The organism is Streptomyces sp. NPDC093598, assembly GCF_044764825.1.
GTDB lineage: Bacteria > Actinomycetota > Actinomycetes > Streptomycetales > Streptomycetaceae > Streptomyces.
The window spans coordinates 631498-655493 of the sequence record NZ_JBIWIV010000003.1 but is presented as its reverse complement, the minus strand read 5'-3'; the positions used below and the strand labels follow the sequence as shown (position 1 = coordinate 655493).

Annotated in this window: 25 protein-coding genes; 10 read left to right on the top strand and 15 right to left on the bottom strand. The window is 72.1% G+C overall.

The annotated features are described in order from the left end of the window. Positions 1 to 12: 12 nt before the first annotated feature. Positions 13 to 897 carry a VTT domain-containing protein gene (locus tag ACIRDU_RS14820; RefSeq protein ID WP_403578804.1) on the bottom strand — a complete coding sequence of 295 codons (885 nt, stop codon included), beginning with the start codon at positions 895 to 897 and terminating at the stop codon, positions 13 to 15. Positions 898 to 1032: 135 nt separating this feature from the next. Between ACIRDU_RS14820 and ACIRDU_RS14815 the strand changes: the two genes are divergently transcribed. Continuing rightward, positions 1033 to 1398: a YbjQ family protein gene (locus ACIRDU_RS14815; RefSeq protein WP_403578802.1), complete on the top strand. Its 366-nt coding sequence runs from the start codon at positions 1033 to 1035 to the stop codon at positions 1396 to 1398. Between the two features lie 19 nt (positions 1399 to 1417). Here the strand turns inward: ACIRDU_RS14815 and ACIRDU_RS14810 are convergent, their stop codons facing one another. Beyond that, positions 1418 to 2179: a MerR family transcriptional regulator gene (locus ACIRDU_RS14810; protein WP_403578799.1), complete on the bottom strand. Its 762-nt coding sequence runs from the start codon at positions 2177 to 2179 to the stop codon at positions 1418 to 1420. A gap of 102 nt (positions 2180 to 2281) precedes the next feature. On the opposite strand from ACIRDU_RS14810, the gene ACIRDU_RS14805 reads away from it, so the two are divergent. Together ACIRDU_RS14805 and ACIRDU_RS14800 are read left to right on the top strand one after the other, a co-directional pair. Then, positions 2282 to 3568 (top strand): ion channel protein, encoded by a 1287-nt coding sequence (locus ACIRDU_RS14805; RefSeq protein ID WP_403578797.1) that lies wholly within the window; start codon positions 2282 to 2284, stop codon positions 3566 to 3568. A gap of 34 nt (positions 3569 to 3602) precedes the next feature. Then, positions 3603 to 5009 carry a glutamate decarboxylase gene (locus ACIRDU_RS14800; protein WP_403578794.1) on the top strand — a complete coding sequence of 469 codons (1407 nt, stop codon included), beginning with the start codon at positions 3603 to 3605 and terminating at the stop codon, positions 5007 to 5009. A gap of 205 nt (positions 5010 to 5214) precedes the next feature. Here ACIRDU_RS14800 and ACIRDU_RS14795 read toward each other — a convergent pair whose 3' ends face one another. The 6 genes from ACIRDU_RS14795 to ACIRDU_RS14770 all read right to left on the bottom strand — a co-directional run bounded on the left by ACIRDU_RS14795 (position 5215) and on the right by ACIRDU_RS14770 (position 10690). Continuing rightward, positions 5215 to 5976 carry an ABC transporter permease gene (locus tag ACIRDU_RS14795; RefSeq protein ID WP_403578791.1) on the bottom strand — a complete coding sequence of 254 codons (762 nt, stop codon included), beginning with the start codon at positions 5974 to 5976 and terminating at the stop codon, positions 5215 to 5217. Then, complete coding sequence (locus tag ACIRDU_RS14790; protein ID WP_403578789.1) at positions 5973 to 6923, bottom strand: ATP-binding cassette domain-containing protein; 951 nt, start codon at positions 6921 to 6923, stop codon at positions 5973 to 5975. Before ACIRDU_RS14790 ends, ACIRDU_RS14795 begins: the two co-directional genes overlap by 4 nt. A gap of 73 nt (positions 6924 to 6996) precedes the next feature. Further along, entirely contained in the window at positions 6997 to 7638 is a 642-nt protein-coding gene (locus ACIRDU_RS14785; protein ID WP_403578786.1) for a PadR family transcriptional regulator, read from the bottom strand. Positions 7639 to 7648: 10 nt separating this feature from the next. Beyond that, positions 7649 to 8200 carry a DinB family protein gene (locus ACIRDU_RS14780; RefSeq protein WP_403578783.1) on the bottom strand — a complete coding sequence of 184 codons (552 nt, stop codon included), beginning with the start codon at positions 8198 to 8200 and terminating at the stop codon, positions 7649 to 7651. A gap of 105 nt (positions 8201 to 8305) precedes the next feature. Continuing rightward, positions 8306 to 9769, bottom strand: coding sequence for an aldehyde dehydrogenase family protein (locus ACIRDU_RS14775; protein WP_403578780.1), 1464 nt, complete (start codon positions 9767 to 9769; stop codon positions 8306 to 8308). Positions 9770 to 9865: 96 nt separating this feature from the next. Beyond that, entirely contained in the window at positions 9866 to 10690 is an 825-nt protein-coding gene (locus ACIRDU_RS14770; RefSeq protein ID WP_381037918.1) for a helix-turn-helix domain-containing protein, read from the bottom strand. A gap of 364 nt (positions 10691 to 11054) precedes the next feature. Here ACIRDU_RS14770 and ACIRDU_RS14765 point away from each other — a divergent pair, with 364 nt between their 5' ends. Beyond that, positions 11055 to 11549, top strand: a complete 495-nt coding sequence (locus ACIRDU_RS14765) for an ATP-binding protein (protein ID WP_403578778.1) — start codon at positions 11055 to 11057, stop codon at positions 11547 to 11549. Positions 11550 to 11635: 86 nt separating this feature from the next. On the opposite strand, the gene ACIRDU_RS14760 is transcribed toward ACIRDU_RS14765, so the two are convergent. The 5 genes from ACIRDU_RS14760 to rpmG form a co-directional block, all read right to left on the bottom strand. Continuing rightward, positions 11636 to 11851 carry a DUF397 domain-containing protein gene (locus tag ACIRDU_RS14760; protein ID WP_283968392.1) on the bottom strand — a complete coding sequence of 72 codons (216 nt, stop codon included), beginning with the start codon at positions 11849 to 11851 and terminating at the stop codon, positions 11636 to 11638. 882 nt (positions 11852 to 12733) lie between these two features. Next, positions 12734 to 12967, bottom strand: coding sequence for a 30S ribosomal protein S18 (gene rpsR / locus ACIRDU_RS14755; RefSeq protein WP_403578775.1), 234 nt, complete (start codon positions 12965 to 12967; stop codon positions 12734 to 12736). 4 nt (positions 12968 to 12971) lie between these two features. Beyond that, the gene (locus ACIRDU_RS14750; RefSeq protein ID WP_403578772.1) at positions 12972 to 14174 is read right to left on the bottom strand and encodes a CobW family GTP-binding protein; all 1203 of its coding nucleotides are present in this window, start codon (positions 14172 to 14174) and stop codon (positions 12972 to 12974) included. A 4-nt stretch (positions 14175 to 14178) separates the two neighbouring features. Next, a complete protein-coding gene (locus tag ACIRDU_RS14745) occupies positions 14179 to 14427 on the bottom strand; it encodes a type B 50S ribosomal protein L31 (protein ID WP_403578769.1) in 249 nt (82 codons plus the stop codon). Between the two features lie 2 nt (positions 14428 to 14429). Continuing rightward, positions 14430 to 14594, bottom strand: a complete 165-nt coding sequence (gene rpmG / locus ACIRDU_RS14740) for a 50S ribosomal protein L33 (protein ID WP_403578766.1) — start codon at positions 14592 to 14594, stop codon at positions 14430 to 14432. A 65-nt stretch (positions 14595 to 14659) separates the two neighbouring features. Here rpmG and rpmB point away from each other — a divergent pair, with 65 nt between their 5' ends. The 4 genes from rpmB to ACIRDU_RS14720 all read left to right on the top strand — a co-directional run bounded on the left by rpmB (position 14660) and on the right by ACIRDU_RS14720 (position 17178). After that, a complete protein-coding gene (gene rpmB, locus ACIRDU_RS14735) occupies positions 14660 to 14896 on the top strand; it encodes a 50S ribosomal protein L28 (protein WP_403578764.1) in 237 nt (78 codons plus the stop codon). Then, on the top strand, positions 14896 to 15201 hold the full coding sequence (gene rpsN / locus ACIRDU_RS14730; RefSeq protein ID WP_062928325.1) for a 30S ribosomal protein S14: 306 nt from the start codon (positions 14896 to 14898) through the stop codon (positions 15199 to 15201). Before rpmB ends, rpsN begins: the two co-directional genes overlap by 1 nt. A gap of 114 nt (positions 15202 to 15315) precedes the next feature. Beyond that, a complete protein-coding gene (locus tag ACIRDU_RS14725) occupies positions 15316 to 15861 on the top strand; it encodes a hypothetical protein (RefSeq protein ID WP_403578761.1) in 546 nt (181 codons plus the stop codon). 789 nt (positions 15862 to 16650) lie between these two features. Beyond that, positions 16651 to 17178 carry a DUF4232 domain-containing protein gene (locus tag ACIRDU_RS14720; RefSeq protein ID WP_403578758.1) on the top strand — a complete coding sequence of 176 codons (528 nt, stop codon included), beginning with the start codon at positions 16651 to 16653 and terminating at the stop codon, positions 17176 to 17178. A gap of 37 nt (positions 17179 to 17215) precedes the next feature. Here ACIRDU_RS14720 and ACIRDU_RS14715 read toward each other — a convergent pair whose 3' ends face one another. Beyond that, positions 17216 to 18316, bottom strand: coding sequence for a DUF2786 domain-containing protein (locus tag ACIRDU_RS14715; protein WP_403578755.1), 1101 nt, complete (start codon positions 18314 to 18316; stop codon positions 17216 to 17218). 97 nt (positions 18317 to 18413) lie between these two features. Between ACIRDU_RS14715 and ACIRDU_RS14710 the strand changes: the two genes are divergently transcribed. Together ACIRDU_RS14710 and ACIRDU_RS14705 are read left to right on the top strand one after the other, a co-directional pair. Further along, positions 18414 to 19154: a Clp protease N-terminal domain-containing protein gene (locus ACIRDU_RS14710; protein WP_403578752.1), complete on the top strand. Its 741-nt coding sequence runs from the start codon at positions 18414 to 18416 to the stop codon at positions 19152 to 19154. A 54-nt stretch (positions 19155 to 19208) separates the two neighbouring features. After that, entirely contained in the window at positions 19209 to 20915 is a 1707-nt protein-coding gene (locus ACIRDU_RS14705) for a bifunctional 3'-5' exonuclease/DNA polymerase (protein ID WP_403578749.1), read from the top strand. Here the strand turns inward: ACIRDU_RS14705 and ACIRDU_RS14700 are convergent, their stop codons facing one another. Then, entirely contained in the window at positions 20916 to 23876 is a 2961-nt protein-coding gene (locus ACIRDU_RS14700; RefSeq protein ID WP_403578746.1) for a BTAD domain-containing putative transcriptional regulator, read from the bottom strand. Positions 23877 to 23996: the final 120 nt, after the last annotated feature.

Below are 23996 nucleotides of genomic sequence, written 5' to 3'. Positions count from 1 at the left end.
GGGCAGGGCGGCTCAGTAGCCGTTGTTGTACGGACCCTGCTGGGTGCCGTACGGCTGCTGCGGGGTGCCGTAGGGCTGCTGCTGGCCGTAGCCCGGGCTCTGCGGGTACTGGCCGTAGTACTGCTGGTCGTCGTAGCCGTTCTGGTTGCCGTACGGGGGCTGCTGCGGCTGCTGGTGGGGCGGCTGGCCGTCCGGGGCGATGCGGCGGAGCTGGGTCGTCGCGTCGTCCATGGCGGGGGGCTGCTGCTGCCGCTCCGCGGGGGCCTGCGCCGCCGCGCGCTTCTTCTTCGAGCGGTCGCGCAGGTACTCGATGATGATCGGGACGACGGAGAGCAGGACGATCAGGATGAGGATCGACTCGACGTTCTTCTTGATGAAGTCGATCTGGCCGAGCCAGTAACCCGCGACGGTGACGCCGGTGCCCCAGGCGATGCCGCCGATGACGTTGTACGTGAGAAACGTGCGGTACTGCATGCGGCCGGCGCCGGCCACGATGGGGGCGAAGGTGCGCACGATGGGGACGAAGCGGGCCAGGACGATCGCCTTGGGGCCGTACTTCTCCATGAACTCGTGGGCCTTGTCCAGGTTCTCCTGCTTGAAGAGCTTGGAGTTGGGACGGTTGAAGAGCTTCGGGCCCAGGAACTTGCCGATCATGTAGCCCACTTGGTCGCCGATGACGGCGGCGAGCACGATCAGCGTGCAGACCAGCCACAGCGGCTGGCTGATGTACTGGCCCTGGGCGACGAAGAGGCCCGCGGTGAACAGCAGCGAGTCGCCGGGGAGGAAGGCGAAGAGTCCGGACTCGGCGAAGACGATGAGCAGGATGCCCGGCAGGGCGAAGGTCTCGATCAGGTAGTCCGGGCTGAGCCACTCGGGGCCGAGCGCAAGCGTGGTCACGGGGATGTGGCTCCTGCTGCTGTGGGGTACGGGCTGGGGCTGGCTGCCTCAACGTATCAACGCAGCCGTCACGACCCAGGTTCCATGGGCGTACTCAGGATGCACTGTGCGCGGTCCCGGTCAAAGCTGTGCACCATGAGCATCGATGAATACGGCGGCGGTCAGGGCCCGGAGCCCGAGGTCCTCGTCGTCACCACGAACGACGTACCCGGCTATCACGTGCGCGAGGTGATCGGCGAGGTCTTCGGCCTGACCGTGCGCTCCCGGCACCTGGGGAGCCAGATCGGCGCCGGGCTGAAGTCGATGGTCGGCGGCGAGCTGCGCGGGCTCACCAAGACGCTCGTGCAGACGCGCAACCAGGCCATGGAACGACTCATCGAACAGGCACGCGCGCGTGGTGCCAACGGCGTCGTGGCGTTCCGTTTCGACGTGACGGAGGCGGCGGACGTGGGCACCGAGGTGTGCGCGTACGGGACGGCGGTGGTCCTGACCCGGGAGTGAGGCACTCCCGGGCCGGGGATCAGGAGGTGTGACGTGCCGCGTTGGCCACGATCGCGTCCCTCAGGTGCTCGGCGAGACCGGGGCGCATCGCGTCGTAGAACGCCTTGAACCGCTCGTCGGAGACGTACATCTCCCCCAGGCAGCGGTGGATCTCGTAGGAGCACTCGTAGAACCACGTGCAGATGTGCTGCCGGTGCTCCTCCGCCAGGGCCATGGCCGCCTCGCCGGTGGGCGGCTCGTCCGCCGCCATCAGGGCGCCGTAGCGCTCGCCCCAGTCGGCGGCCTCGGCCTGGACGCGCTTCCAGTCCCCCTTGGTGTAGCTCGCGGTGCGGCGCTGCGACTCGGCGTACTCGTCGGTGCCGCCCCAGCGCTCCTCCACTTCTTCGGCGTACTGCTCCGGGTCCTTGCCCCCGAAGACCTCGAACTTCTCCTCGGGCGTGAGATTGAGTCCCATCTTGCGTGCCTCCATGGCGTGCTCCACGGCCGCCGCCATCTTCCGCAGCTTCTCGATCCGGGCGGTCAGCAGTTCGTGCTGCCGGCGCAGGTGTGCGCGCGGGTCCGCGTCCGGGTCGTCGAGCAGGGCGGCGACCTCGTCGAGCGGAAAGCCGAGCTGTCGGTAGAACAGGATCTGCTGCAGCCGGTCGAGGTCGTTGTCGCTGTAGCGCCGGTGGCCCGCGTGGCTGCGTTCGCTCGGGACGAGCAGGCCGATGTCGTCGTAGTGGTGCAGGGTCCGCACCGTGACGCCGGCGAAGCCCGCGACCTGTCCCACGGAGTAGCTCACTTCCGCTCCCTTCTTCTTCCGTGCTCCACGGTCGGGCCTCACGCCACGTGAGGTGCAAGCGTGTTTCCGATTTGTCTTCTTTGAGGCGTTTATGGTGTGCGCGTGGTCCAGGATCCCGCGCAGCAGGCGCCCTCCGTCACCCCCGCGACTCCCGCCCGCACGCTGCTGCCGACGATCCTGCCCGCTCTGGCCGTGGGGATCCTGTCCAGCCTGGTCCTGGTGGGGGTGGAAGTCGCCGCCGGGGAGCTCCAGGACGTGCTCTGGGGGCCGCTGCCGGACGCGCTGGGGATCGGCCGGTACTCCGTGGCGTGGATGGTCGTGATGCTCTTCGCGACGGGCGTCGCGGTCGGGCTCGTGGTGTGGAAGGTGCCGGGGCACGCCGGCCCGGATCCGGCGACCATCGGGCTGGACGCCCCCGTACTGCCGCCCGTCGTGCTGCCGGGGCTGCTGCTGGTGACCGCGCTGATGCTGGCCGGCGGGCCCAGCCTCGGCCCCGAGAACCCTGTCATCACCGTGAACGTCGCCCTGGCTGCCTGGCTGGGCGCCCGGCTCGTGCCGCGGGCGCCGGGCCGACTCTGGCCGGCGCTGGCCGAGGCGGCGACGATCGGCGCCCTGTTCGGCACACCCGTCGCGGCGGCCCTGGTGATCTCCGAGGCGCTCGCCGTGCGGGAGACGCGTGGACTGCTGTGGGACAACGTCTTCGCACCGCTGACCGCCGGCACGGCCGGTGCCCTCACCGCCACCCTCATCGACCATCCGAGCTTCGACCTGGACCTGCCCTCCTTCGGACGGCCCGGCTGGAGCGACCTGCTGGCGGCGATCGTGGTCGCCTCCGTGGGCGCACTGCTCGGCATGGCCGCCGTGCGGTCCTTCCCGTACGTGCACGGCGCTTTCCGCCGGCTGCGCCACCCGATGCTGATGCTCCCGGCGGGCGGCCTCGTGCTGGGCGCCCTCGCGGCCCTGGGCGGGCATCTGACGCTGTTCAAGGGACTCGACGAGATCGCCGAGCTCGCGCGCGACCCGGACAGCCGGTCGGCCGGGGAGTACGCCCTGCTGACGGTCGTGAAGCTGGCCGCGCTGCTGGTCGCCGCGTCCTGCGGCTTCCGGGGCGGGCGCATCTTCCCGGCCGTGTTCGCCGGCACCGCCCTCGGCCTGGGGGCCCATGCCCTGGTGTCCGGGGTGCATCCCTCGATCGGGGTCTCGGCCGCGGTGCTCGGACTGCTGCTGGCCATCACCCGGCAGGGCTGGGTGAGCCTGTTCGTCGCCGCGGTGCTGGTCGCCTCGCCGGGGATCATCGCCGTGCTCTGTATCGCCTCGCTGCCGGCCTGGCTGCTGGTGACGGGCCGTCCGCAGATGCAGCTGCGCGCGGACGGCACACCGGTCCACTGAAGCCCCTCTCTCGAACCCACCCCCGGAGGCACCCATGCCGCTCCACGAAGGCTCCGCCCGGTCCGGCGAACGCCACCTGTCCGTCAACCCCTTCTACGGCCCCGCCAACCCGCTCGGCGCCATGGCCGAGTCACCGCCCACCCACCGGCTCCCGGACCAGCCCATGGCACCGGCGACCGCCCACCAGCTGGTGCGCGACGAGCTGATGCTCGACGGCAACGCGCGGCTGAACCTCGCCACCTTCGTCACCACCTGGATGGAGCCCGAGGCCGGGGTGCTGATGGCGGAGTGCCGGGACAAGAACATGATCGACAAGGACGAGTACCCGCGCACCGCCGAGCTGGAACGGCGCTGCGTGGCGATGCTCGCCGACCTGTGGAACGCGCCGGACCCGGCGCGGGCCGTGGGCTGTTCGACGACCGGGTCGAGCGAGGCGTGCATGCTCGCCGGGATGGCGCTGAAGCGGCGCTGGGCGACGCGCAACGCCGACCGCTGCCCGGGGGCCCGGCCCAATCTGGTGATGGGCGTGAACGTGCAGGTCTGCTGGGAGAAGTTCTGCAATTTCTGGGAGGTGGAGGCCCGGCTGGTGCCCATGGAGGGCGAGCGGTTCCACCTGGACCCGCAGGCCGCCGCCGAGCTGTGCGACGAGAACACCATCGGGGTCGTCGGGATCCTGGGCTCCACCTTCGACGGCTCCTACGAGCCGATCGCCGAACTGTGCGCGGCGCTGGACGCGTTGCGGGACCGGACCGGGCTCGACGTCCCCGTGCACGTCGACGGGGCGTCGGGCGCCATGGTCGCGCCGTTCCTCGACGAGGACCTGGTGTGGGACTTCCGGCTGCCGAGGGTGGCGTCGATCAACACCTCGGGGCACAAGTACGGGCTCGTCTACCCGGGTGTCGGCTGGGCGCTGTGGCGGGACGCGGAGGCCCTGCCGAAGGAGCTGGTGTTCCGGGTGAACTACCTGGGCGGCGACATGCCGACGTTCGCGCTCAACTTCTCCCGGCCGGGCGCGCAGGTCGTGGCGCAGTACTACACGTTCCTGCGGCTGGGCCGGGAGGGCTACCGGGTCGTCCAGCAGGCCGCGCGGGACGTGGCCACGGGGCTCGCCGGGCGGGTCGAGGCGCTGGGCGACTTCCGGCTGCTGACCCGGGGCGACGAGCTGCCGGTGTTCGCCTTCACGACCGCGCCGGACGTCACGGCGTACGACGTCTTCGACGTCTCCCGGCGGCTGCGCGAGAGCGGCTGGCTGGTGCCCGCGTACACCTTCCCCGAGAACCGGGAGGACCTGTCCGTGCTGCGGGTGGTGTGCCGCAACGGCTTCTCCGCCGACCTCGCGGAGCTGCTCGCGCAGGACATGGAGCGGCTGCTGCCCGACCTGCGCCGGCAGCCGCGCCCGCTGACCGAGGACAGGGGCACGGCGACCGGCTTCCACCACTAGGTGGCTTCTGCCAGGGCCAGGGGGTGTCCGCAAAGTCGCGTCGTTCGCCCGGAGGGCGGGCCCCGCGGCGTTCGGTGCGTGCTCTCGGCGTGCCGGGCGGGCACCCGCGTACTGGTTGTACTCGGGTGTTCGCCCGGTGCGGCGAGAGTGCGTGCCGGGCGTCGCGGGGCAGGCAGGACTTTGCGGACACCCCCTACGGGGTGTCCTAGCGGCTCAGGCGGCCGAACCGCCGTACCGCCAGCGGGAAGAACACCGCCAGCAGGGCCAGGGGCCAGACGATCGCCGCCCACACGTGCCCGGGCTCCGCGCCGGGCACGCCGAACAGGTCCCGTACGGCCGTGGCCGTGTGGGACATCGGGTTCCACTCGACGGCCGTGCCCAGCCAGCCGGGCATGGAGCCGGGGTGGGCCAGGGCGTTGGAGAGGAAGCCGACCGGCCAGACCAGGATCTGCACGGCCTGCACCATCTCCGGCTTGCCGGCCACCAGGGCCAGGTGGATACCGATCCACAGCATGGCGAACCGGAAGAGCAGCAGCAGGCCCGCGGCGGCGAGGAGGGCCGCCGGACCGCCGCCGGGACGCCAGCCGAGGGCGGTGCCCACGCCGATGAGCACGACCAGGGCCAGCGCCGACTGGAGCATGTCGGCGGCCGAACGGCCCACCAGCACGGCCCCGTTGGCCATCGGCATCGAGCGGAAGCGGTCGATCACGCCCTTGTTGAGGTCCTGCGTCACGGCGAGCATCGTGCCCTCCAGGCCGAAGGCCATGGTGAGCGCGAGCATGCCGGGGATCAGGTAGTCGCGGTACTCGCCGCTCACGCCCCGGCCGCCGCCGACGAGGTAGCCGAACATCAGCAGCAGCATCACCGGGAAGACCAGGTTGACGACCAGCTGCACCGGCTGCCGTCCCCAGCGGGCCAGTTCACGGCGGGTCATGGTCCAGGAGTCGGTCAGGGCGTAGGCGCTCACGCGGCCTCCTTCACTCGGTGGTCGTCTCCGGTGAGGTGCAGGAACACCTCGTCCAGCGTCGGCCGGCGCAGGGCGATGTCCTCCGCCTCGATCCCGGCCTCCTGAAGGGCCCGTACGACCCCGGCCAGCGCCTCCATGCGGTCGGTGACCGGGGCGCTCAGCAACCGGCGGTCGGCGTCCACGCTCACCCCGGTGAGGGGCAGCAGGGCGAGAGCCGCGCCCAGTTGACCGGCGTCGCGCAGGATCACGTCGATGCGGTCGCCGCCGGTCTCGGCCTTCAGTTCGTCCGCGGTGCCCTCGGCGATCACCCGGCCCGCGTCGACGACCGAGATGCGGTCGGCGAGCTGGTCGGCCTCCTCCAGGTACTGGGTGGTGAGCAGGACCGTCGTACCGCCGCCGACCAGGGAGCGGACGGAGGCCCACACCTCGGCGCGGCCACGCGGGTCGAGGCCGGTGGTGGGCTCGTCCAGGAACAGCACCTCCGGCTCGGTGATCAGGGAGGCGGCGAGGTCCAGGCGGCGCCGCATGCCGCCGCTGTACTGCCGGACCGCCTTGCGGCCGGTGTCGGCCAGGCCGAACCGCTCCAGGAGTTCGTCCGCACGCGCGCGTGCCCGCCTCGCGCCCAGGTGGTGCAGCCGGCCGAACAACTCCAGGTTCTGCCGGCCGCCGAGCTCCTCGTCGAGCGCGGCGTGCTGGCCGAGCAGGCCGATGCGCAACCGCACGGCGTACGCCTCGCGCACCACGTCGTGTCCGGCCACCTCGATCCGGCCCGCGTCGGGTCGCAGCAGGGTGGACAGGACCCTCACCAGGGTGGTCTTGCCCGCGCCGTTCGGGCCGAGCACCCCGTGCACCGTGCCGCGCGCGACCGTGAGGTCGAGCCCGTTCAGCGCCTTCTTGTCGCCGTACGTCTTCTCCGCGCCTTCGACGGTGATCGCCGCGTCGGCCACTGAGCCTCCCCTTCTAGTCAAACTTGACTACAGGCTCGAAGGTATCCCCGCCCGAGCCATTCGTCAAACTTGATTAGTGGTCGTCCCCGGGATGCCGCTCCCCCGTGGCGAAGGGGTTCTCCTCGCCCGGGGCCAGGACCCCGACGAACGGCTCACCCTCGTCGGCGAAGGTGTAGGCGCCGCCCTCGATGCGCTCGATGAGACCGCGGGTCCACTCGGCCTCGGAGTCGGCCGTGTGGACCCACATGTTCATGATCTCGCCGATGTGCCCCAGTTGCCCGGGCCCCTCCTCGGGCACGTAGTGCTCCAGGACGGCGGCCCGCCACTGCTCGATCCGCAGGGTCCGCTCCTTCAGCAGCGCGACCGCCTCCGCCCGGGGCAGGTCGACGACGAAGCCGACGGCGGCCGTCTTCACGTCCGCGCGCTGGTCGTAGGTGACCAGCGCCTCCCGCAGCAGCCGGAAGTACTCCTCGGTGCCCTGCCCGGTGACCTCGTACTCCGTGCGCGGCGGGCCCCCGGCCGTCGACGGGGCGATCTCGTGGGCGTGCAGCAGGCCCTGTTTCGCCATCTGCTTCAGCGCGTGGTAGATCGAGCCGGGTTTGGCCGTGGACCACTCGTGCGCGCCCCAGTACTCCAGGTCGTTGCGCACCTGGTAGCCATGGGCCCGCCCGTGCATACGGACCGCGCCGAGCACGAGGAGGCGGATCGTTGACATGCGGCCAAGGTTATGCCTCGGCCACCACCCGCTGTTCCTCGGCCACCAGCTCGAAGGCCGTCCTGCCGTCCAGGGACTCGCGGATGATGTCGGCGTGACCGGCGTGCCGGGCCGTCTCGCGGATCAGGTGGAGGCAGAGCCAGCGCATCGAGAGCCACTCGTCCTTGGGGTTCCAGGACGTCGCCGGAAGCTCGAAGGTGTCGTCGAGGCTGGGCACCGCGAGGATGAACGCCTCCGTGTCGGCAGCGACCTTCTCGTAGTACGCGAGCTGCGACTCCACGCTCTCGTCGCCGACCAGCGTGAAGCACTCGTGCCAGTTCGACTCGTCCCGGTGCACGGCCGGCGGCTCGCCCTTGGCCCGGGCGATCCAGCCCTGCTCGACCTCGGCGACATGCTTGAGCAGCCCGGACAGGGACAGCTCGCTGGCACTGGGGCGAGAGGACGCCTGCTCGTCCGTGAGGCCCAGCAGCGCCCGCCGGATGCCGCCGCGCTGCTCGGCGATGAAGGACAGGAGCGCTCCGCGCTCGTCGCCGGGTGCCTCTGCCGGGACGTGAGTGACCATGACCGCCGCCTTTCGCCGCATCGGGGGCTTCTCCCCCTGACACCGACAAAGCTACGGACCCTTGCGGTCAGGGTCTGTCCGCAAGGATCCGGGCGCCGGAAGGTTCTAGAACGGGAAGCCGCTGCGGCCGTGCTGCACCGAGATCCACTTGGTCGTGGTGAACGAGTCCAGCATCGTGTCGCCGTTGAGCCGGCCGATGCCCGAGTGCTTCTCGCCGCCGAACGGGACGATCGGCTCGTCGTGGACGGTGCCGTCGTTCACGTGGAACATGCCCGTGTCGATCTGCTTGGCGAAGTTCACGCCGCGCTCGATGTTCCCGGTGTGGACCGCACCGCTCAGCCCGTACGGGGTGTCGTTGACGAGGCGTACGGCCTCCTCCTCGCCGTCGAACGGGACGAGGAAGGCGACCGGGCCGAAGACCTCCTGCCTGAGCAGCGCCGAGTCCGCCGGGACGTCGGTCAGCACGGACGGCTCGACGAGGTTGTCGGTCCGCCCCCCGCGCACCAGGGCCGTGGCGCCCTCGGCGAGGGCCTGCTCGACCACGCCGGAGACGGCGTCCGCCTGCGAGGAGTTGATGACCGGGCCGATGACGGTCTCCGGGTCGCGCGGGTCGCCGGCCTTGAGGGTCTTCACCTTGGCGACGAACTTCTCGGTGAACTCGTCCGCGATCGAACGGTCCACGAGGACCCGGTTGGCGGCCATGCAGACCTGGCCCTGATGGACGTACCGGCTGAAGACGGCAGCGTCGACCGCGTAGTCGATGTCGGCGTCGTCGAGGACCACCAGCGCGCTGTTGCCGCCCAGTTCGAGGACGGAGCGCTTGAACAGCCGGGCGCAGACGGTCGCGACGTGCCGGCCCACCTGGTCGGAGCCGGTGAAGGAGATGACCTTGGGGACCGGGTGCTCGATGAAGGCGTCGCCGATCTCCGCGATGTCGGTGATGACGACGTTCAGCAGACCGCCGGGCAGCCCCGCGTCCTCGAAGATCTTCGCGACCAGGGAGCCGCCGACGACCGGCGTGTTCTGGTGCGGCTTGAGCACCACGGCGTTGCCGAGCGCGAGCGCCGGGGCGACGGACTTGATCGACAGCAGGAACGGGAAGTTGAAGGGGCTGATCACACCCACCACGCCGACCGGCACGCGGTAGACGCGGTTCTCCTTGCCGTCCACCGGCGAGGGGATGATCCGGCCCTCGGGGGCCAGCGCCAGATGCACCGCCTCGCGCAGGAACTCCTTGGCGAGGTGCAGTTCGAAGGCGGCCTTCAGGCGCGTGCCGCCGAGCTCGGCGATGATGGCCTCGGAGATCTCGGCCTCGCGCTCCTCGATCAGGTGCAGCGCCTTCTCGAAGACCGCCCGGCGGGCGTAGGGGTTGGTCGCGGCCCACTGCTTCTGGGCGCGGGCCGCCGCCCGGTACGCCTGATCGACCTCGTCGACCGTGGCTATGGTGATCGACGCCAGCTTCTCGTCGTCGTACGGGTCGAAGTCGATGATGTCCCAGGAGCCGGTGCCCGGGCGCCACTCACCGTTTATGTACTGCTGTGCAAGGTCGGTGAAGTACGACGACGACATGTGTGACCCCTCGATCCCTGGCAGACCCCTGATCGCGCCTTCACGATCTGATCACACGTCATCGTACTTGTGTTTCAGGCGAGTTGGAGGAGTACTTCAGGAGAGCTGAAGCAGGCCCCGCAGAAGGTCCCGGCTCTCCGAAGGGCCCGGGCTGTCGCTCTGGAGCTCCTTGAGCGCCTTCTCGTACTGGGCGACGTCCTCGGCTTTGTCCAGGTACAGCGCGCTGGTGAGCTGCTCCAGGTAGACGACGTCCGACAGGTCGGACTCCGGGAAGCTGAGGATCGTGAACGCGCCACTTTCGCCGGAGTGGCCGCCGAGGCTGAACGGCACCACCTGAAGCCGTACGTTGGGCCGCTCGGAGATCTCGATGAGGTGCTGGAGCTGGCCGCGCATCACCTCGCGGTCGCCGTACGGGCGGCGCAGGGCGGCCTCGTCCAGGATGATGTGGAAGTCCGGCGCGCTCTCGTCGACCAGGTGCTTCTGCCGCTCCAGCCGCAACGCCACGCGCCGCTCGACGTCGGCCTCGCTCGCCCCCTGCATGCCCCGCCGGACCACCGCGTGCGCGTACGCCTCGGTCTGCAGCAGGCCGTGCACGAACTGCACCTCGTACGCCCGGATCAGCGACGCGGCGCCCTCCAGGCCGACGTAGGTCGGGAACCAGCTGGGCAGCACGTCCGAGTAACTGTGCCACCACCCCGCGACGTTGGCCTCTTTCGCCAGGGACAGCAGGGAGGCGCGCTCCTGCTCGTCCGTGATGCCGTACAGGGTCAGCAGGTCCTCGACGTCTCTGGTCTTGAAGCTCACCCGGCCCAACTCCATCCGGCTGATCTTCGACTCGGAGGCGCGGATCGAGTAGCCCGCCGCCTCGCGCGTGATGCCCCGCGCCTCACGCAGTCGCCTGAGTTGTGATCCGAGCAGCATGCGCCGCACCACCGATCCCGGCTCTCCCGCGCTCACGTTCGCCAGCCTCCCCAACGTTTCCAGGGGCCGCAGTCTGCCACTAAAACACTCCGAGCAGTACTCGTCCGGTTACGGAAACGGAATCGAGTCGGTCGACGCTCGCGCGCGGGAGCAAGAAGGAGGCAAGTGAACGGCCAAAGAGCGACGCGAAGATGACGGAAAAATTGACCAACAAGCGGTACGGGACATCTCATTCCGGTCACGTGCACGTGCATCTGCCCTTGCATCTGCTGTACGCATCCGAAACCATGGTGCCGCACCACCGCCGCATCGCACCGACCGCGAATTCTCGGGAGTGCCTCGCATGGGGACGAATGGATCGACCATGCTCGAGCCGTTACGGCAGGGCCTTCCGCCGCTGGATCCCGCGGCCGTGTCCGACGCCGCCTCCTGCGCTCTGCCCGCCCGCTACGAAGCGGTGCGTGAGGCACGGCGGTTCACCCGCAGAACCCTCGATCAGTGGGACATGGGCGACCGGTTCGACGACGTCTGTCTGGTGGTCTCGGAACTCGTCACCAACGCGCTGCGGCACGGTCTGCCGGCGAACAGCGCTTGTGTCAGCGGCCGTGAACCTCCCGTGCGGCTGCACCTGATGCGATGGACCGAGCGGCTGGTCTGCGCGGTGCGCGATCCCAGTCACGACAGTCCGGTCGCCCGGGAGACCGACGACTTCTCGGCCGAGTCGGGCCGCGGGCTGTTCCTCGTCGACTCCTTCAGCGACAGCTGGGGCTGGCATCCGCTCGCGGGCGCGCTCGACGGCAAGGTGGTCTGGGCGCTGTTCCGGCTGCCGCGGGCCGGTTCGCTGCCGAACGGGGAATGAGAAACCGCGGCGCTTCCTCGCGTCGCTGTTCTACGCGCGTCACAGCGGATCGGACGCCGAAGGCCGCCCTGCCGTGGTCAGGGCGGTCATCCCACCAGGTGGTCGAACTCGCCGTCCTTCACGCCCAGCAGCATCGCCTCGATCTCCGCACGGGTGTAGACCAGTGCGGGGCCGTCGGGGAAGCGCGAGTTGCGGACGGCCACGTCCCCGCCCGGCAGCCGGGCGAACTCCACGCACGAGCCCTGCGAGTTGCTGTGCCGGCTCTTCTGCCAGGCCACACCGTGCAGCCCGGCGGCCGCCATACCGTTGTACACGTCGTGGTCCACAGGTCGCTCCCCGGTGGTGCACTGGCTGGTGTGGCCATTGATGCAGTGGTCAACTGACCCGGATCATAGTCCTGTTCACGTGCGCATGCATGGGCAGATGCACGTGCACGCGGGGTGGTCCTGCGGTTACAGCTTTGACGACCGCTTTACCAAAGGTTCTTGACTGTTTGACGGCTTGGCCCCGCCTCCCGTTCCCGGAGACCTGCGGCGAAGTCGGTGGGTTCGGCGGAGGTCCGGTGGAGGCGGAGCATCCGCTCGACGGCGAGGCGAGGGTCCGGGCGGGGGCCGTACCGAAGAAGCGGGAGCTGAGGCGAGGGGCCCGGAGACGGCCGTTCGACCGGCCGACCCGCATCCGGAAGACGGCCGCGGCCTGCGGGGACGGGGAGAAATGGGCCGGTCGCAGGAGGGCGGGGTCATCCCTGTGACCGGTGCGTGGCTCGGACCATCGCCGGACCCCGCGCCCGGCTTCCGGCCCCCGGCGACCCGCGCGCCGGTCACCCGGGCCACTCCGGCCCGCGGCCTCCGGGTACCCGCCCCGGCCGGCGTACGGACCGGTCCGGGCGCCCCGGACGGACCACGGGGCCGGTGGACCGACGGGGTTGGCGCCTCGTGCGCAGGAGGTTCCCCGTCCGTCAAGCGTGGGGAACCTCACCCGGTTCGGAGCGGCTCAGCGGCCGGTGCGGGCAGCAGGGCCATCTCATGTGCGTTCCTGACGCCGTGGCCGGCCGCGGAACCACTACAGCCCTCGGCCGGCACGCCGACGGCCGCGCCGGTCGGCCTCGGCCCCCAGCCCGGTCGCGGGACGGCAGGAGGCCCCCCACCCGTCAGCGTGGGGGACCTCACCAGGTCCGGAGCGGGTCAGCGGCCGGCGTAAGGCAGCAGGGCCATCTCGCGTGCGTTCTTGATGGCCTTGGCCAGTTGCCGTTGCTGCTGGGACGACACCCGGGTGACGCGGCGGCTGCGGATCTTGCCGCGGTCGGAGATGAACTTCCGCAGCAGGTCGGTGTCCTTGTAGTCGATGTACGTGATCCCGGCCTGATCCAGGGGGTTGGGCCGGTCCTTGGCGGGCTTGCGGTCGGGCTTGCGCGGCATGGGGTCAGACCTCCAGGAGGGTGTCGAAGGCGTGCGGCAGCCGCTGCCAGGCATCGCGCCCGGCGGCGTACTCGGCGTCGGTCAGCAGGCAGGACTCCAGCAGCCGCTCCAGGCCGTCCCGGTCGAGGCCGGGCGAGGTGAAGACGAGGTGCTGGCCGCGGTCACCGTGCTCGGGGTGCCAGTCCAGCGCGGCGGCGGCACGGCGCACCGGCGGGACCATCTCCCAGGCCGCGTCCGGCAGGGAGGCCAGCCACGGGCCCGCGCTCTCCACGCACAGGGCCCCGCCCGCCGCGTCCCAGTGGAACAGCGTGTCGGGCTTGTCGGCGAGCCAGAACCGGCCCCGGCTGCGGGCGGCCGCGCAGGTCAGGTCCTCCAGTGCGGCGTAGAGCCGCTCCGGGTGGAAGGGGCGGCGCCGGCTCCAGACCAGGGTCGAGACGCCGTGCGCGTCGGCCTCGGCGGGGAGCAGGGCGCAGGCCGGGTGCTGGGCGGCGGCGGCCGCCTCGACGTCGAAGCCGGCCAGGGCGGCCTGGGCCAGGGGGGAGAGCGCACGCCGGCGCGGGGTCGGCACGGTCAGGCCGTCGTCGGCCGGTTCGGCAGGGACGTCCTGCCCGATGAGCACCTGGCGGGCCGTCGGGTGCAGTTGCGCCAGCAGCTCGCGGTCCTCCTCGTCGGCCTCCGGGGAATCGGCGATCGCGAGGACGGGGGCGTACTCCAGCTGGCGCGCGAAGGTGTCGGCGACCGTGCGCTGGTCGGTGGCGGCGGCGGCGAGACCGCCGTCGGCCAGGTCGTCGCCGTTGCCGAGGTACGGCAGGACCAGGGCCGGGTCGACGGCGGTGATCACGCCGCTGACCGTGAGCCCGCCGGCCGTGACGACCTCGGCCATGCACTTGGGTTCGACGGAGTCCCACAGTTCGACGACGGCGAGCCGGGTGGCTCCGGCGTCCCGCAGCCGCTCCAGCTCCGGCACCAGGTCCTCGCGCAGGGCGCAGCACGCGCAGTCGTTGACGAGCGGCGCCTCCCCCGCGTCGAGGAGGCCGGAGGCGTCCCTGATGGTCCGTACGACCGTGCCGGCGGCGGCCGTCGACAGGTCGTGGTGGAGGGCGACGCTGCCGGGCACGTCGGCGAGCAGCCGCGCGACGGCCGCCCCGCGGGCGTCGGCGTGCAGCCCGCCGACGATCACGACGGGGAGCCCAGGAGGGACAGCCACGGGGTCAGCCCTTCTTTCCGTACCGGCGCTCGAAGCGCTCCACGCGGCCGGCGGTGTCCAGGACGCGGGCCGTGCCGGTGTAGAAGGGGTGGCTGACGTCGGAGATCTCGACGTCGACGACCGGGTAGGTGTGGCCGTCCTCCCACTCGATCGTCTTCTCGCTCGTCATGGTCGAGCGGGTGAGGAAGGCGTAGTTCGCGGCACGGTCGCGGAAGACGACGGGGCCGTACGCCGGGTGGATTCCCTCGCGCATGGTCAGCGCTCCTCTCGGAAGTCGACGTGGCGGCCGGCGATCGGATCGAACTTGCGCAGGGTCAGTCGGTCCGGGTCGTTGCGGCGGTTCTTGCGGGTCACGTAGGTGAAACCGGTCCCGGCGGTGGACCGGAGCTTGATGACCGGCCGGAGTTCGTTGCGTGCCATGCCGCTATGCTACTGAAAATGAATTCCATTTACATCTCCTGAGGCAGAGAGGTACGTCACCACCCATGTCCGCGCACTGCATGCTGACCGGGGCCCGGCCGGGCTTCGGCAACCGCATCTCGCACTCCCACCGGCGCACGTCGCGCCGGTTCGACCCCAACATCCAGTCCAAGCGCTACTGGCTGCCGAGCGAGGGCCGGTACGTCCGGCTCCGGCTGAGCGCCAGGGGGATCAAGACCGTCGACACGATCGGGATCGAGGCGGCCGTCGCCCGCATCCGCGCCCGGGGAGTGAGCGTCTGATGGCCAAGAAGAGCAAGATCGCGAAGAACGACCGGCGGCAGGAGGTCGTCGCGCGGTACGCCGCCCGGCGGGCCGAGCTGAAGGAGATCATCCGGCGGCCGTCGTCGACGGAGGCCGAACGGCTCGCCGCACAGGCGGAGCTGCGCAGGCAGCCGCGCGACGCGAGCGCCACGCGCGTGCGCAACCGGGACCAGGTGGACGGCCGGCCGCGCGGCTACTTCCGGGCGTTCGGGCTGTCCCGGGTGAGTCTGCGGGAGCAGGCGCACGCGGGGTATCTGCCCGGGGTGCGCAAGTCGTCCTGGTAAGAGGCGTTCGAGGGGGCCCTTGACGGGCCCTGGTAGCTTGCTGCGATCGTTCCGGCCAGGAGGCCGGCCGGTGCCGTCCGGACCGGTCGGCCGGCTACAGCTTGGGGGCTTGCAGTGACTTCGGTGATCTTCTCGCGTCGCTCCGGCGCCGTGCGCGTCGCGGCGGCGGCCGCGGGGCTGGCGGGCGTGCTCGTGCTCAGTGCGTGCAGCAGCGACGGCAGCTCGGGGGACGACTCGGCGTCCAGTCCGTCCCCGGCGGACTCGGCGTCCGCTCCGACGGGCGGGGACTCCGGCTCCGGCTCCGGCTCCGGCTCCGGCTCCGGCTCCGGCTCCGGGGAGTCGGCCGGCGGTGAGCTGGCGGGCAGCTGGCTCGCGACGACCGGCGGCAAGGCCGTGGCCCTGGTGATCACCGGCAAGCAGGCCGCGCTGTTCGCCACCGGCGGGAGCGTGTGCAGCGGCACCGCGGGCGAGGAGTCCGGCATGAAGATGATCCGCCTGAAGTGCACGGACGGCTCCAAGGACCGGGCGACCGGCATGGTCGATTCCGTGAACAAGAGCAGCCTGAAGGTCACCTGGGAGGGCGGCCTCGGCGCGGAGACGTACACGAAGGCGGAGGGCGGCAAGCTCCCCACTGGCCTGCCGACGGCAAGCCTCGGCTGACACCCGAACCCTTACGGCCGGGCCGCGGATCGCCTACGGGCACCGCGGCCCGTCCGGCGTTCGCGGATGCCGCAGGGGTGCTCGTGTGTACGGCGTTCGCGGAAGTCGGCCGGGGCGCGTGTCGGGTTACCAGCGGGGGCGCCCGCCTGTATGCCGTTCGCGGGAACGGCAGGGACGCATGTCGGAGAATCGCCGGTGGGGTGCGTGCCCGTACGGCATTCGGAGAATCAGCGAAGGGACGGTGCCCGGGTCACCGGTGGGGGACTCGTGCCCGTACGGCGTTCACCGGAACCACGGGGCACGTGCCGGGAGGATCGCCGGGGGTGCCCGCCACGTCTGGCATGCCGGGAACCGGCAGAGGCGACGAGTACCGGAGAACCGGCCGGGACGCCCGTGCGTGCGGCGGGCGCTTCTGCCGGTTTTTCCCGGCCCGCCGTATGGGCGGGCGCCGCGGCCGGTTCCCGCGCACGCCGTACGGGCGCGCACCCCCGGCACGTGCCCTGCCGTTTCCGCCGTACGCCCTTCGCGGGCACGGAGGGACGCATGTCGGAGAATCGCCGGGGGGCGTGCCCGTACGGCGTTCGGAGCATCAGTGGAGGCGCGTGCCCCGGGGAACCGGCGTGGCACGCGTGCCGGTACGGCGTTCGCTGAAAGGGCAGGGCGCGTGCCGGGGGGCTCGCCCGTCCGGCGTTCGGGGGAATCGCAGGGGGTGCGTGCCCGTGCGGCAGTCGCATGCGTGATGATCCAGGGGCCCGATGCCGCTGATGTTCGAGACGCCCAGAGGACCACATGCGTACCTTCCCCCTCACCCTGGCCGCCGCCCTCGCCGCGACGGTCCTGCTGACCGGCTGCAGCGACGACAAGACCGGTGGCGACGACGTCAAGAACGCGGACCGGCCGAGCGCTTCGGCCTGCGCGCTCGGCGACATGGGCGTGGAGGTCGGCGCCGGCGCCGCCCCGGCCGCCGGGGACACCGGCACCGTCACCGTGACGCTCACCAACAAGGGCGCACAGTGCATGCTGAAGGGCTTCCCCGGCGTGGACCTGCAGTTCGAGGACGGCACGACGTCCGTCTCACCGGACGAGGGCGCGAAGGCCCAGTCGCTGACCCTCGGGAAGGGCGGCACCACGTCCTTCACGATCACCTACGTCCGGGGCGAGGCGGGCTCCGCGAACAGCCTCGACGTGCACAAGGCGTCCTTCACCCTGCCCGGCGACACCAGGACGGCGCACGAGCTGAAGTGGACGTACGGGGAGGTCGCCCGGACGGCGGGAACGCAGGCCTCGGTGAGCGGCTTCGAGACCTCGGGCGACTGACGGGAGATCAGCGCACCGGAGGTCAGCGCGGAGGAGATCAGCGCAGCGGCGGCCGGTGCCGGACCTGGGCCCGGTCCGCCGCCTGCGCGCCCTCCTCCCAGCCCGCCGCGTCGCTCACCCCGCGCAGCCGGGTCGTGGTCGTCTCCGGGAACATCCGGTCCAGCCGCCCGGTGACGGCGACCTCGCGGGAGGCGAGGACCGGGAGCAGGTCGTCGGTCACCTGGGTCTCCGCGGCCGCTGTCAGGCGGGTGCCGATGCGGTGGGCGTAGGCCGCGAGGAAGGACTGCCGGAACGTCTTGGTGCGCTTGCGGCCGCCCGCCCGCTGTGCGGCCTCGGCCTTGGTCATCGCGGTCGTGGCCTGCACGAGGAGTGAGGTGTAGAGGAGTTCGACCGCCTCCAGGTCGGTTTCGAAGCCGACGACGGTGGAGAAGCCGAGGGGCTCGTTCCACACCGCCCGGCAGTGGTTGACGCCGGCGACGGCGTCCAGCAGCACCGCCTTGGCCTGCTCGTACGGCGGCTCGACACCGATCCGGCAGGCCCCGGGCGTGTCCGGCGAGGGCGCCCGCGCCGCGAGCAGCGCCTCGTCGACACTGTGCCGGGCCATCAGCTCCTGGGCCTTGGCGCTGAGCGCCTCGGCCTCCTCCGGGAACCCCGTGGCCTCCGCCTTGGCGAGCAGGGCGCGGATGCGGGTGAGCATGCGGGACTCGGTCCGTGCCTCCCCGGGCGTCTCGTCGAGGGCCTCCAGCGTCGGCAGCCGCAGCAGCAGGCGGTACAGCTCCAGCACGGCGGTCGCGTGCGAGAAGCGGTCGGTGCGGGGCGGGGCGTCGGCGGGCAGGTCCGCGAGCTGCGCGTTCCAGCGGCGGCCCCGGGGCCCGTCGGCGGGCGCCTGGGCACGGATCAGCGCGGCCGCGAGCAGCACGTGCACGTCGTCGAGCTCGCGCCGGACGATCCGGACGACGTCGGCAGGCTGCCAGCCGCGCCGCCAGGCCGTCGCCATGAACTCCTGGCCCCGCCGGGCGAGTTCGGCATCCGCCGCCGGGTCGGCGGCGAGCAGGGACGCGCCGGTGTCGAGGGCCGTCTCGCCGGTCGCGTAGAGGGCCGATGCGAACGCGCGGTCGACGGTGCTGGACGTACTCACGGGCCGATGGTGCCACGCCGTCGCGGACGAGCCGGAACCCGCGACCGAGTGTCAACCCACGGTTGACAGCCCTCAAGGCGCAACCTACGGTTGACACATGACGAACCCCGACCCCACGTCATCCATCCGTCTCGACGACCTCATCGCGGCCATCAAGAAGGTCCACGAGGAGCCGCTGGACCAGCTCCAGGACGCGGTGATCGCCGCGGACCACCTGGGCGACGTGGCCGACCACCTGATCGGCCACTTCGTCGACCAGGCCCGGCGGTCCGGCGCTTCCTGGACCGACATCGGCAAGAGCATGGGCGTCACCCGGCAGGCCGCGCAGAAGCGGTTCGTGCCCAAGGAGTCGGCCGACCTCGACCCGAACCAGGGCTTCAACCGGTACACGCCGCGCGCCCGCAGCGCGGTGATGGCGGCGCACAACGCGTCCAAGGCCGCGCACAACGCGGAGGGCCTGCCCGAGCACCTCGTCCTGGGCCTGCTGGCCGAACCCGAGGCCCTCGCCGCGAAGGCCATCGTCGAACAGGGCGTCTCCCTCGACGCCGTCCGGCAGGCGGCCACGGCGGCGCTCCCGCCGGCCGTCGACGACGCCCCGGAGCTGGTGCCGTACGGCCAGGCCGCCAAGAAGGTCCTGGAGCTCACCTTCCGCGAGGCCCTGCGCCTCGGGCACAACTACATCGGCACCGAGCACATCCTGCTCGCCCTGCTGGAGCACGAGAACGGCCAGGGCGTCCTCAGCGGCCTGGGCATCGGCAAGGAACGGACCGAGCAGTACGTCACCGAGGTGCTGGAGAAGATCGCACGCGCGCAGGAGAAGGTGCTGGACGAGTCCTGACCCTCGCCGGCGGTGGCGGGGGGCGTTGTCAGACCCCCCTGGCACACTCGCAGCATGGCCGACCGGTGGGCGCTCGCTCCGGCCGAGGACGGTGGCGTGGACGTCGCCCCCCTCGGTCCGGACGGGCTGCCCTCCGGCCCGGTGCGGCGGGAGGCGGACCCCGCCGAGGCCGTGAGGAGCCGTCCCGGCGTCACACGGTGGGTGTGGCGGTCCACCGCCGAGGTCTACCCGCGCCTGCTCGCCACGGGGGTGCGAGTCGAGCGGTGCTACGACATCGAGGCCGCCGAGACGCTCCTCCTCGGCCACGAGGGGCGGTACGGGGAACCACGCTCGGCCGCGGCCGCCCTGGCCCGGCTGCGCGGCGGCCCCGTACCGCCCGATCCGCCGCAGCGCTCCGCCGAGCCGGGCTCCCAGTCCTCGCTGTTCGAACCCCAGGGCGTCCAGCTGCCCCTGCCGGACCTCCTCGCGGTCTACGCCGAGCAGCTAAGGCGCCACGAGAGCGCCGAGCACCCCGACCGCATGCGGCTGCTGACGGCCGCCGAGTCGGCGGGCATGCTGGTGGCCGCCGAGATGAACCGCGCCGGGCTGCCCTGGAGCGCCGACGTGCACCGCGCGCTGCTGCACGACCTGCTGGGCGAGCGGTACGCGGGCGGCGGCGAGCCACGCCGCCTGGCCGAGCTGGCCGACGAGGTGTCCACCGCCTTCGGCAGACGGGTCCGCCCCGACCTGCCCGCCGACGTGGTCAAGGCCTTCGCCCGGGCCGGCGTCAAGGTCTCCTCGACCCGCCGCTGGGAGCTCGAGTCGGTCGACCACCCGGCCGTGAAACCCCTGATCGAGTACAAGAAGCTGTACCGCATCTGGGTCGCCCACGGCTGGTCCTGGCTCCAGGACTGGGTCCGCGAGGGACGGTTCAGACCCGAGTTCCTCGCGGGCGGGACGGTGACCGGGCGCTGGGTGACCAACGGCGGGGGCGGGCTCCAGATCCCCAAGGTGATCCGGCGGGCCGTGGTCGCCGACCCCGGCTGGCGGCTCGTCGTCGCCGACGCCGACCAGATGGAGCCGCGCGTCCTCGCGGCGATCTCCCGCGACCCGGGCCTGATGGAGGTGGCCGGCCGGGAGAGCGACCTGTACCAGTCCGTCTCCGACCGCGCCTTCTCCGGCGACCGCTCCCAGGCCAAACTCGCCGTGCTCGGCGCGGTCTACGGCCAGACCTCCGGGGACGGCCTGAAGAACCTCGCCGCGCTCAGACGCCGCTTCCCCAGGGCGGTGGCGTACGTCGACGACGCCGCCCGGGCCGGTGAGGAGGGCCGGCTCGTGCGGACCTGGCTCGGCCGGACCTGCCCGCCCGCGGCCCGGGGCACGGACGACGCGACGGAGGAGGCCGGCATCCCCTCCGCCTCCGTCGCCTCCGAGGACGGCGACCAGCCCGACAGCGGCGCCCCGTGGGTGCCCGGCTACGCCTCCACCAACGCCCGCGCCCGCGGCCGCTTCGCCCGCAACTTCGTCGTCCAGGGCAGTGCGGCCGACTGGGCGTTGCTCCTGCTCGCCGCCTTGCGCAAAAGCTGCGCGGAGCTGTCGGCCGAGCTGGTCTTCTTCCAGCACGACGAGGTGATCGTGCACTGCCCCGAGGAGGAGACGGAGGCGGTCGTGGCGGCGATCCGCGAGGCCGCGGCCCTGGCCGGGCGGCTGACCTTCGGCGAGACGCCGGTGCGCTTCCCGTTCACGACGGCGGTGGTGGAGTGCTACGCGGACGCCAAGTGATCAGGCGACGGAGGCCAGCAGCTCACGCAGTTCGGTGACCACCGCCCGCTCGTCCGTCCCCTCCAGTGCCGCGAGGGCCGAGCCCCACTCCTCGCGCGCCTCGCCGATGTGCCCCCGCTCCCGCAGCAGCAACCCGTGCTGGTGGCGGGCGAGACCGCCGGTGTAGCGGTCGGCGCGGGCGTCCGCCCGGCCGAGCAGCTCGGCGCACTCACGGGCGGCCCTGCCCTCGCGACCCAGCAGACGCAGGGCCCGGACCAGGCCGAGCCGGGCCTGGGACTCGCCGTGCCAGTCGCCATGACCGCCGAGGATGCGCAGGCTCTCCTCGAAGTGCGGAAGAGCGGCGGCCGGTTCACCGAGGCGCAGATGGGCGTACCCGATGTTGCAGTGCGCGGAGTGCCGCACGATCACGGCACCGATCTCGTCCCCGAGGGCGAGTGAACGCCGGTGCTGTGCGATCGCGGCCCGTGGGTCGGTGTGCTCGAAGAGGTTGCCGAGGTGGCTGTGGGTGACGGCCTCGCCGTACGGGTCGTTCAGCTGCCGTGCGTACTCCAGGCTGCGCGTCAGCGCCTCGCCCGCCTCGGTGCGCCGGCCGAGCCCGTCCAGCAGCAGGCCCCGGTTGTTGAGGCAGCGGCGAATCCAGGAGGGGTGGTCCAGCCGCCGCCAGATGGCGAGCGCGCGGTCGTTGAGGGCGAGGGCGTCGTTCTGCCGGCCGGTCAGGAAGTGCAGCCCGGCGAGGTCGACCAGCGCGTACGCCTCCGCCGCCGCGTCACCGAGCCGCCGCGCCACCCGGAGGCCGGCCCGCCCGAGCACCTCCATCTCGGCGACGCGGCCCCGGCGATGCGCGTACGGGAAGATCAGCCGGACGAGCGTGGAGACCAGGCCCGCCCGCTGCCCGGACCGGTCGTCCGCATACCGCTCGACCAGGGTGACGACGTTCTCCATCTCGCTGTCCGCCCAGGCGAAGGCCTCATGAGGGCCGGCGAAGGGGGCGACGGTGCCGAGGTGGGCCGCGTGGCCGCTCGGCTGGGCCGGGGTGGGCCGGCGGCGATCGTCCAGGTCCAGGCCGGGTTCCACGATCGCGACGAGGACGCGTTCGGCGACGGCCGCGTACCAGTGCAGTGCCGTGTCGACGGGGTCGTCGGGGTCGTCGGGGTCGCGCTCTTGGGCCAGTTCACGGGCGAAGTCGCGCACCAGGTCATGGGGTGCGCAGCGGCCGTACGTGGTCTCCTCCAGCAGTGCCACGTCGAGCAGGCGGTCCAGGGCGGCCTCGGTGCGGGGTTCGCCGATGCCGGTGAGGCGGGCGAGCAGCGGCGCGCCGTACGCGGGCAGGTCGAGCGCGCCGATACGGCGCAGGGTGCGGGCCGCGTCCCGGTCGGCCTCGCGCTCGGAGGCGGCGAGCGCGTCGTGCGCGACGGCCAGGGAGCGGCGGACGCTCAGGTCGTCGTACTCCAGGTGGCCCAACCGTCCTTCAGCGGCGACGAGTTGCCCGGCGAGGACATCGGGCGTCAGGGCCCGGCGAGCGGCGAGCCGCGCGGCCACGACACGCAGGGCCAGCGGGAGACGCCCGGTGAGTTCGACGAGGAGGCGGGCGGCGTCCGTACCGTCCAGGCCGTCGCGGCCCGAGGCCCTGCGCAGCAGTTCGGCGCTCTCCCCGTCCGACAGCGGGGCGAGCGGGAACCGGGCCGCGCCGTCGAGGGCGGTCAGCGGCGAACGGCTGGTGACGATCACCCCGCACCCGGCGCCACCCGGCAGCAGCGGCCGCACCTGCGCGGCGCTCGCGGCGTCGTCCAGCACCAGAAGCGTCCGGGTCGGCGCGAGCAACGAGCGCAGCAACGCGGCGGCCGCGTCCACAGGTTCTGGGATGCGGCAGGGCTCGGTCCCGAGGTCGCGCAGCAGGGCGGTGAGCGCCTGAGCAGGGGTGAGGGGGGTCCTGCCCGGGGTGGCTCCGTGCAGGTCCAGATGGAGCTGGCCATCGGAGAAGCGTTCCGCCAGCTGATGGGCGACCTGCAGCGCGAGCGCGCTCTTACCGACACCGGCCATGCCGCTGATGACGGCGATGGGATGCGGATCGGGTCCCGTGAGAGCGCGGCGCAGGGCGTCACGTACGGCGATGCGGCCGATGAAATGGGGCGGAGGCGGCGGCAATTGGGCGGGCGTGGGGCCCGGCCCGCCCGGTTCACGCGGCTCCGCCGAACCACCGTCCCCCACAGCCCCCCGCAGCACCTCCACATGCGCCTCCCGCACCCCCGGCCCCGGCTCGATGCCGAGTCGGCCGACGAGGCGGGTGCGCAGGTCGCGGTGGACGGCCAGGGCCTCGGCCTGGCGGCCGGTGCGGTGCAGGGCGAGCATGAGCTGGCGGTGGTACACCTCCCGCAGCGGGTACTCGCCGGTCAACGCCGCCAGCTCCGGCACCAGATCGTGGAGCCGCGGACCTCCCAGCGCCAACTCGGCGTCGTAGCGCCATTCCAGAAGCAGCAGCCGGGCCTCGCACAGCCGTTGCGCCAAGGCGTACCCGCCCACCTCGGGCGGCAGTCCGGCGAGCGGCGCGCCCCGCCACAGCGCGAGCGCGGCCGCGCACTCGCGCACGACCCGCTCCCAGTCCCGGCCGGTGTGCGCGGCACGCGCCGCGGTGACGTGGGCGTCGAAGACGTGGACGTCCAGCTCTCCCTCGCCGACGCGCAGCACATACCCGGACGGCACGGTGCGCAGCCGTTCGGGATCGTCGAGCAGCCGCCGCAACCGGGCGATGTGATTGTGCAGCGAGGCCTGGGCGGAAACGGGCGGCGCCCCGCCCCACAGTGCGTCCTTGAGGGACTTGACGGAGACGACCCGCCCGGCGTCGAGGAGCAACGCGGCGAGCAGCACACGGGACTTGGGGCTCGCGATGACCCGGGATTCACCTCGGCCACCGCCCCGGACGTCGTCGAACAACGCCGGCGGCCCCAACAGCCCGAACCGCATACCCCCCGTGCCCTCCGCCTTGACGCGTTTCCATCCCTGGGCAGCGGATTTCCGCCGACCCGATCTTCACCTGCTCCGCCGGGACCGGCCGCAGTCCTGGCCGCCACGACCATGGTTCGG

Excerpts from the sequence above, each read along its gene's own strand:
- rpmG (WP_403578766.1), bottom strand. The coding sequence starts at position 14,594 with ATGGCACGCAACGAACTCCGGCCGGTCATCAAGCTCCGGTCCACCGCC.
- ACIRDU_RS14705 (WP_403578749.1), top strand. The coding sequence starts at position 19,209 with ATGGCCGACCGGTGGGCGCTCGCTCCGGCCGAGGACGGTGGCGTGGAC.
- ACIRDU_RS14800 (WP_403578794.1), top strand. The coding sequence starts at position 3,603 with ATGCCGCTCCACGAAGGCTCCGCCCGGTCCGGCGAACGCCACCTGTCC.
- ACIRDU_RS14745 (WP_403578769.1), bottom strand. The coding sequence starts at position 14,427 with ATGCGCGAGGGAATCCACCCGGCGTACGGCCCCGTCGTCTTCCGCGAC.
- ACIRDU_RS14700 (WP_403578746.1), bottom strand. The coding sequence starts at position 23,876 with ATGCGGTTCGGGCTGTTGGGGCCGCCGGCGTTGTTCGACGACGTCCGG.
- ACIRDU_RS14775 (WP_403578780.1), bottom strand. The coding sequence starts at position 9,769 with ATGTCGTCGTCGTACTTCACCGACCTTGCACAGCAGTACATAAACGGT.
- ACIRDU_RS14760 (WP_283968392.1), bottom strand. The coding sequence starts at position 11,851 with ATGGCGGCCGCCGGGCTGCACGGTGTGGCCTGGCAGAAGAGCCGGCAC.
- rpsN (WP_062928325.1), top strand. The coding sequence starts at position 14,896 with ATGGCCAAGAAGAGCAAGATCGCGAAGAACGACCGGCGGCAGGAGGTC.
- ACIRDU_RS14770 (WP_381037918.1), bottom strand. The coding sequence starts at position 10,690 with ATGCTGCTCGGATCACAACTCAGGCGACTGCGTGAGGCGCGGGGCATC.
- ACIRDU_RS14815 (WP_403578802.1), top strand. The coding sequence starts at position 1,033 with ATGAGCATCGATGAATACGGCGGCGGTCAGGGCCCGGAGCCCGAGGTC.
- ACIRDU_RS14720 (WP_403578758.1), top strand. The coding sequence starts at position 16,651 with ATGCGTACCTTCCCCCTCACCCTGGCCGCCGCCCTCGCCGCGACGGTC.
- ACIRDU_RS14780 (WP_403578783.1), bottom strand. The coding sequence starts at position 8,200 with ATGGTCACTCACGTCCCGGCAGAGGCACCCGGCGACGAGCGCGGAGCG.
- ACIRDU_RS14785 (WP_403578786.1), bottom strand. The coding sequence starts at position 7,638 with ATGTCAACGATCCGCCTCCTCGTGCTCGGCGCGGTCCGTATGCACGGG.
- ACIRDU_RS14710 (WP_403578752.1), top strand. The coding sequence starts at position 18,414 with ATGACGAACCCCGACCCCACGTCATCCATCCGTCTCGACGACCTCATC.
- rpmB (WP_403578764.1), top strand. The coding sequence starts at position 14,660 with ATGTCCGCGCACTGCATGCTGACCGGGGCCCGGCCGGGCTTCGGCAAC.
- rpsR (WP_403578775.1), bottom strand. The coding sequence starts at position 12,967 with ATGCCGCGCAAGCCCGACCGCAAGCCCGCCAAGGACCGGCCCAACCCC.
- ACIRDU_RS14765 (WP_403578778.1), top strand. The coding sequence starts at position 11,055 with ATGCTCGAGCCGTTACGGCAGGGCCTTCCGCCGCTGGATCCCGCGGCC.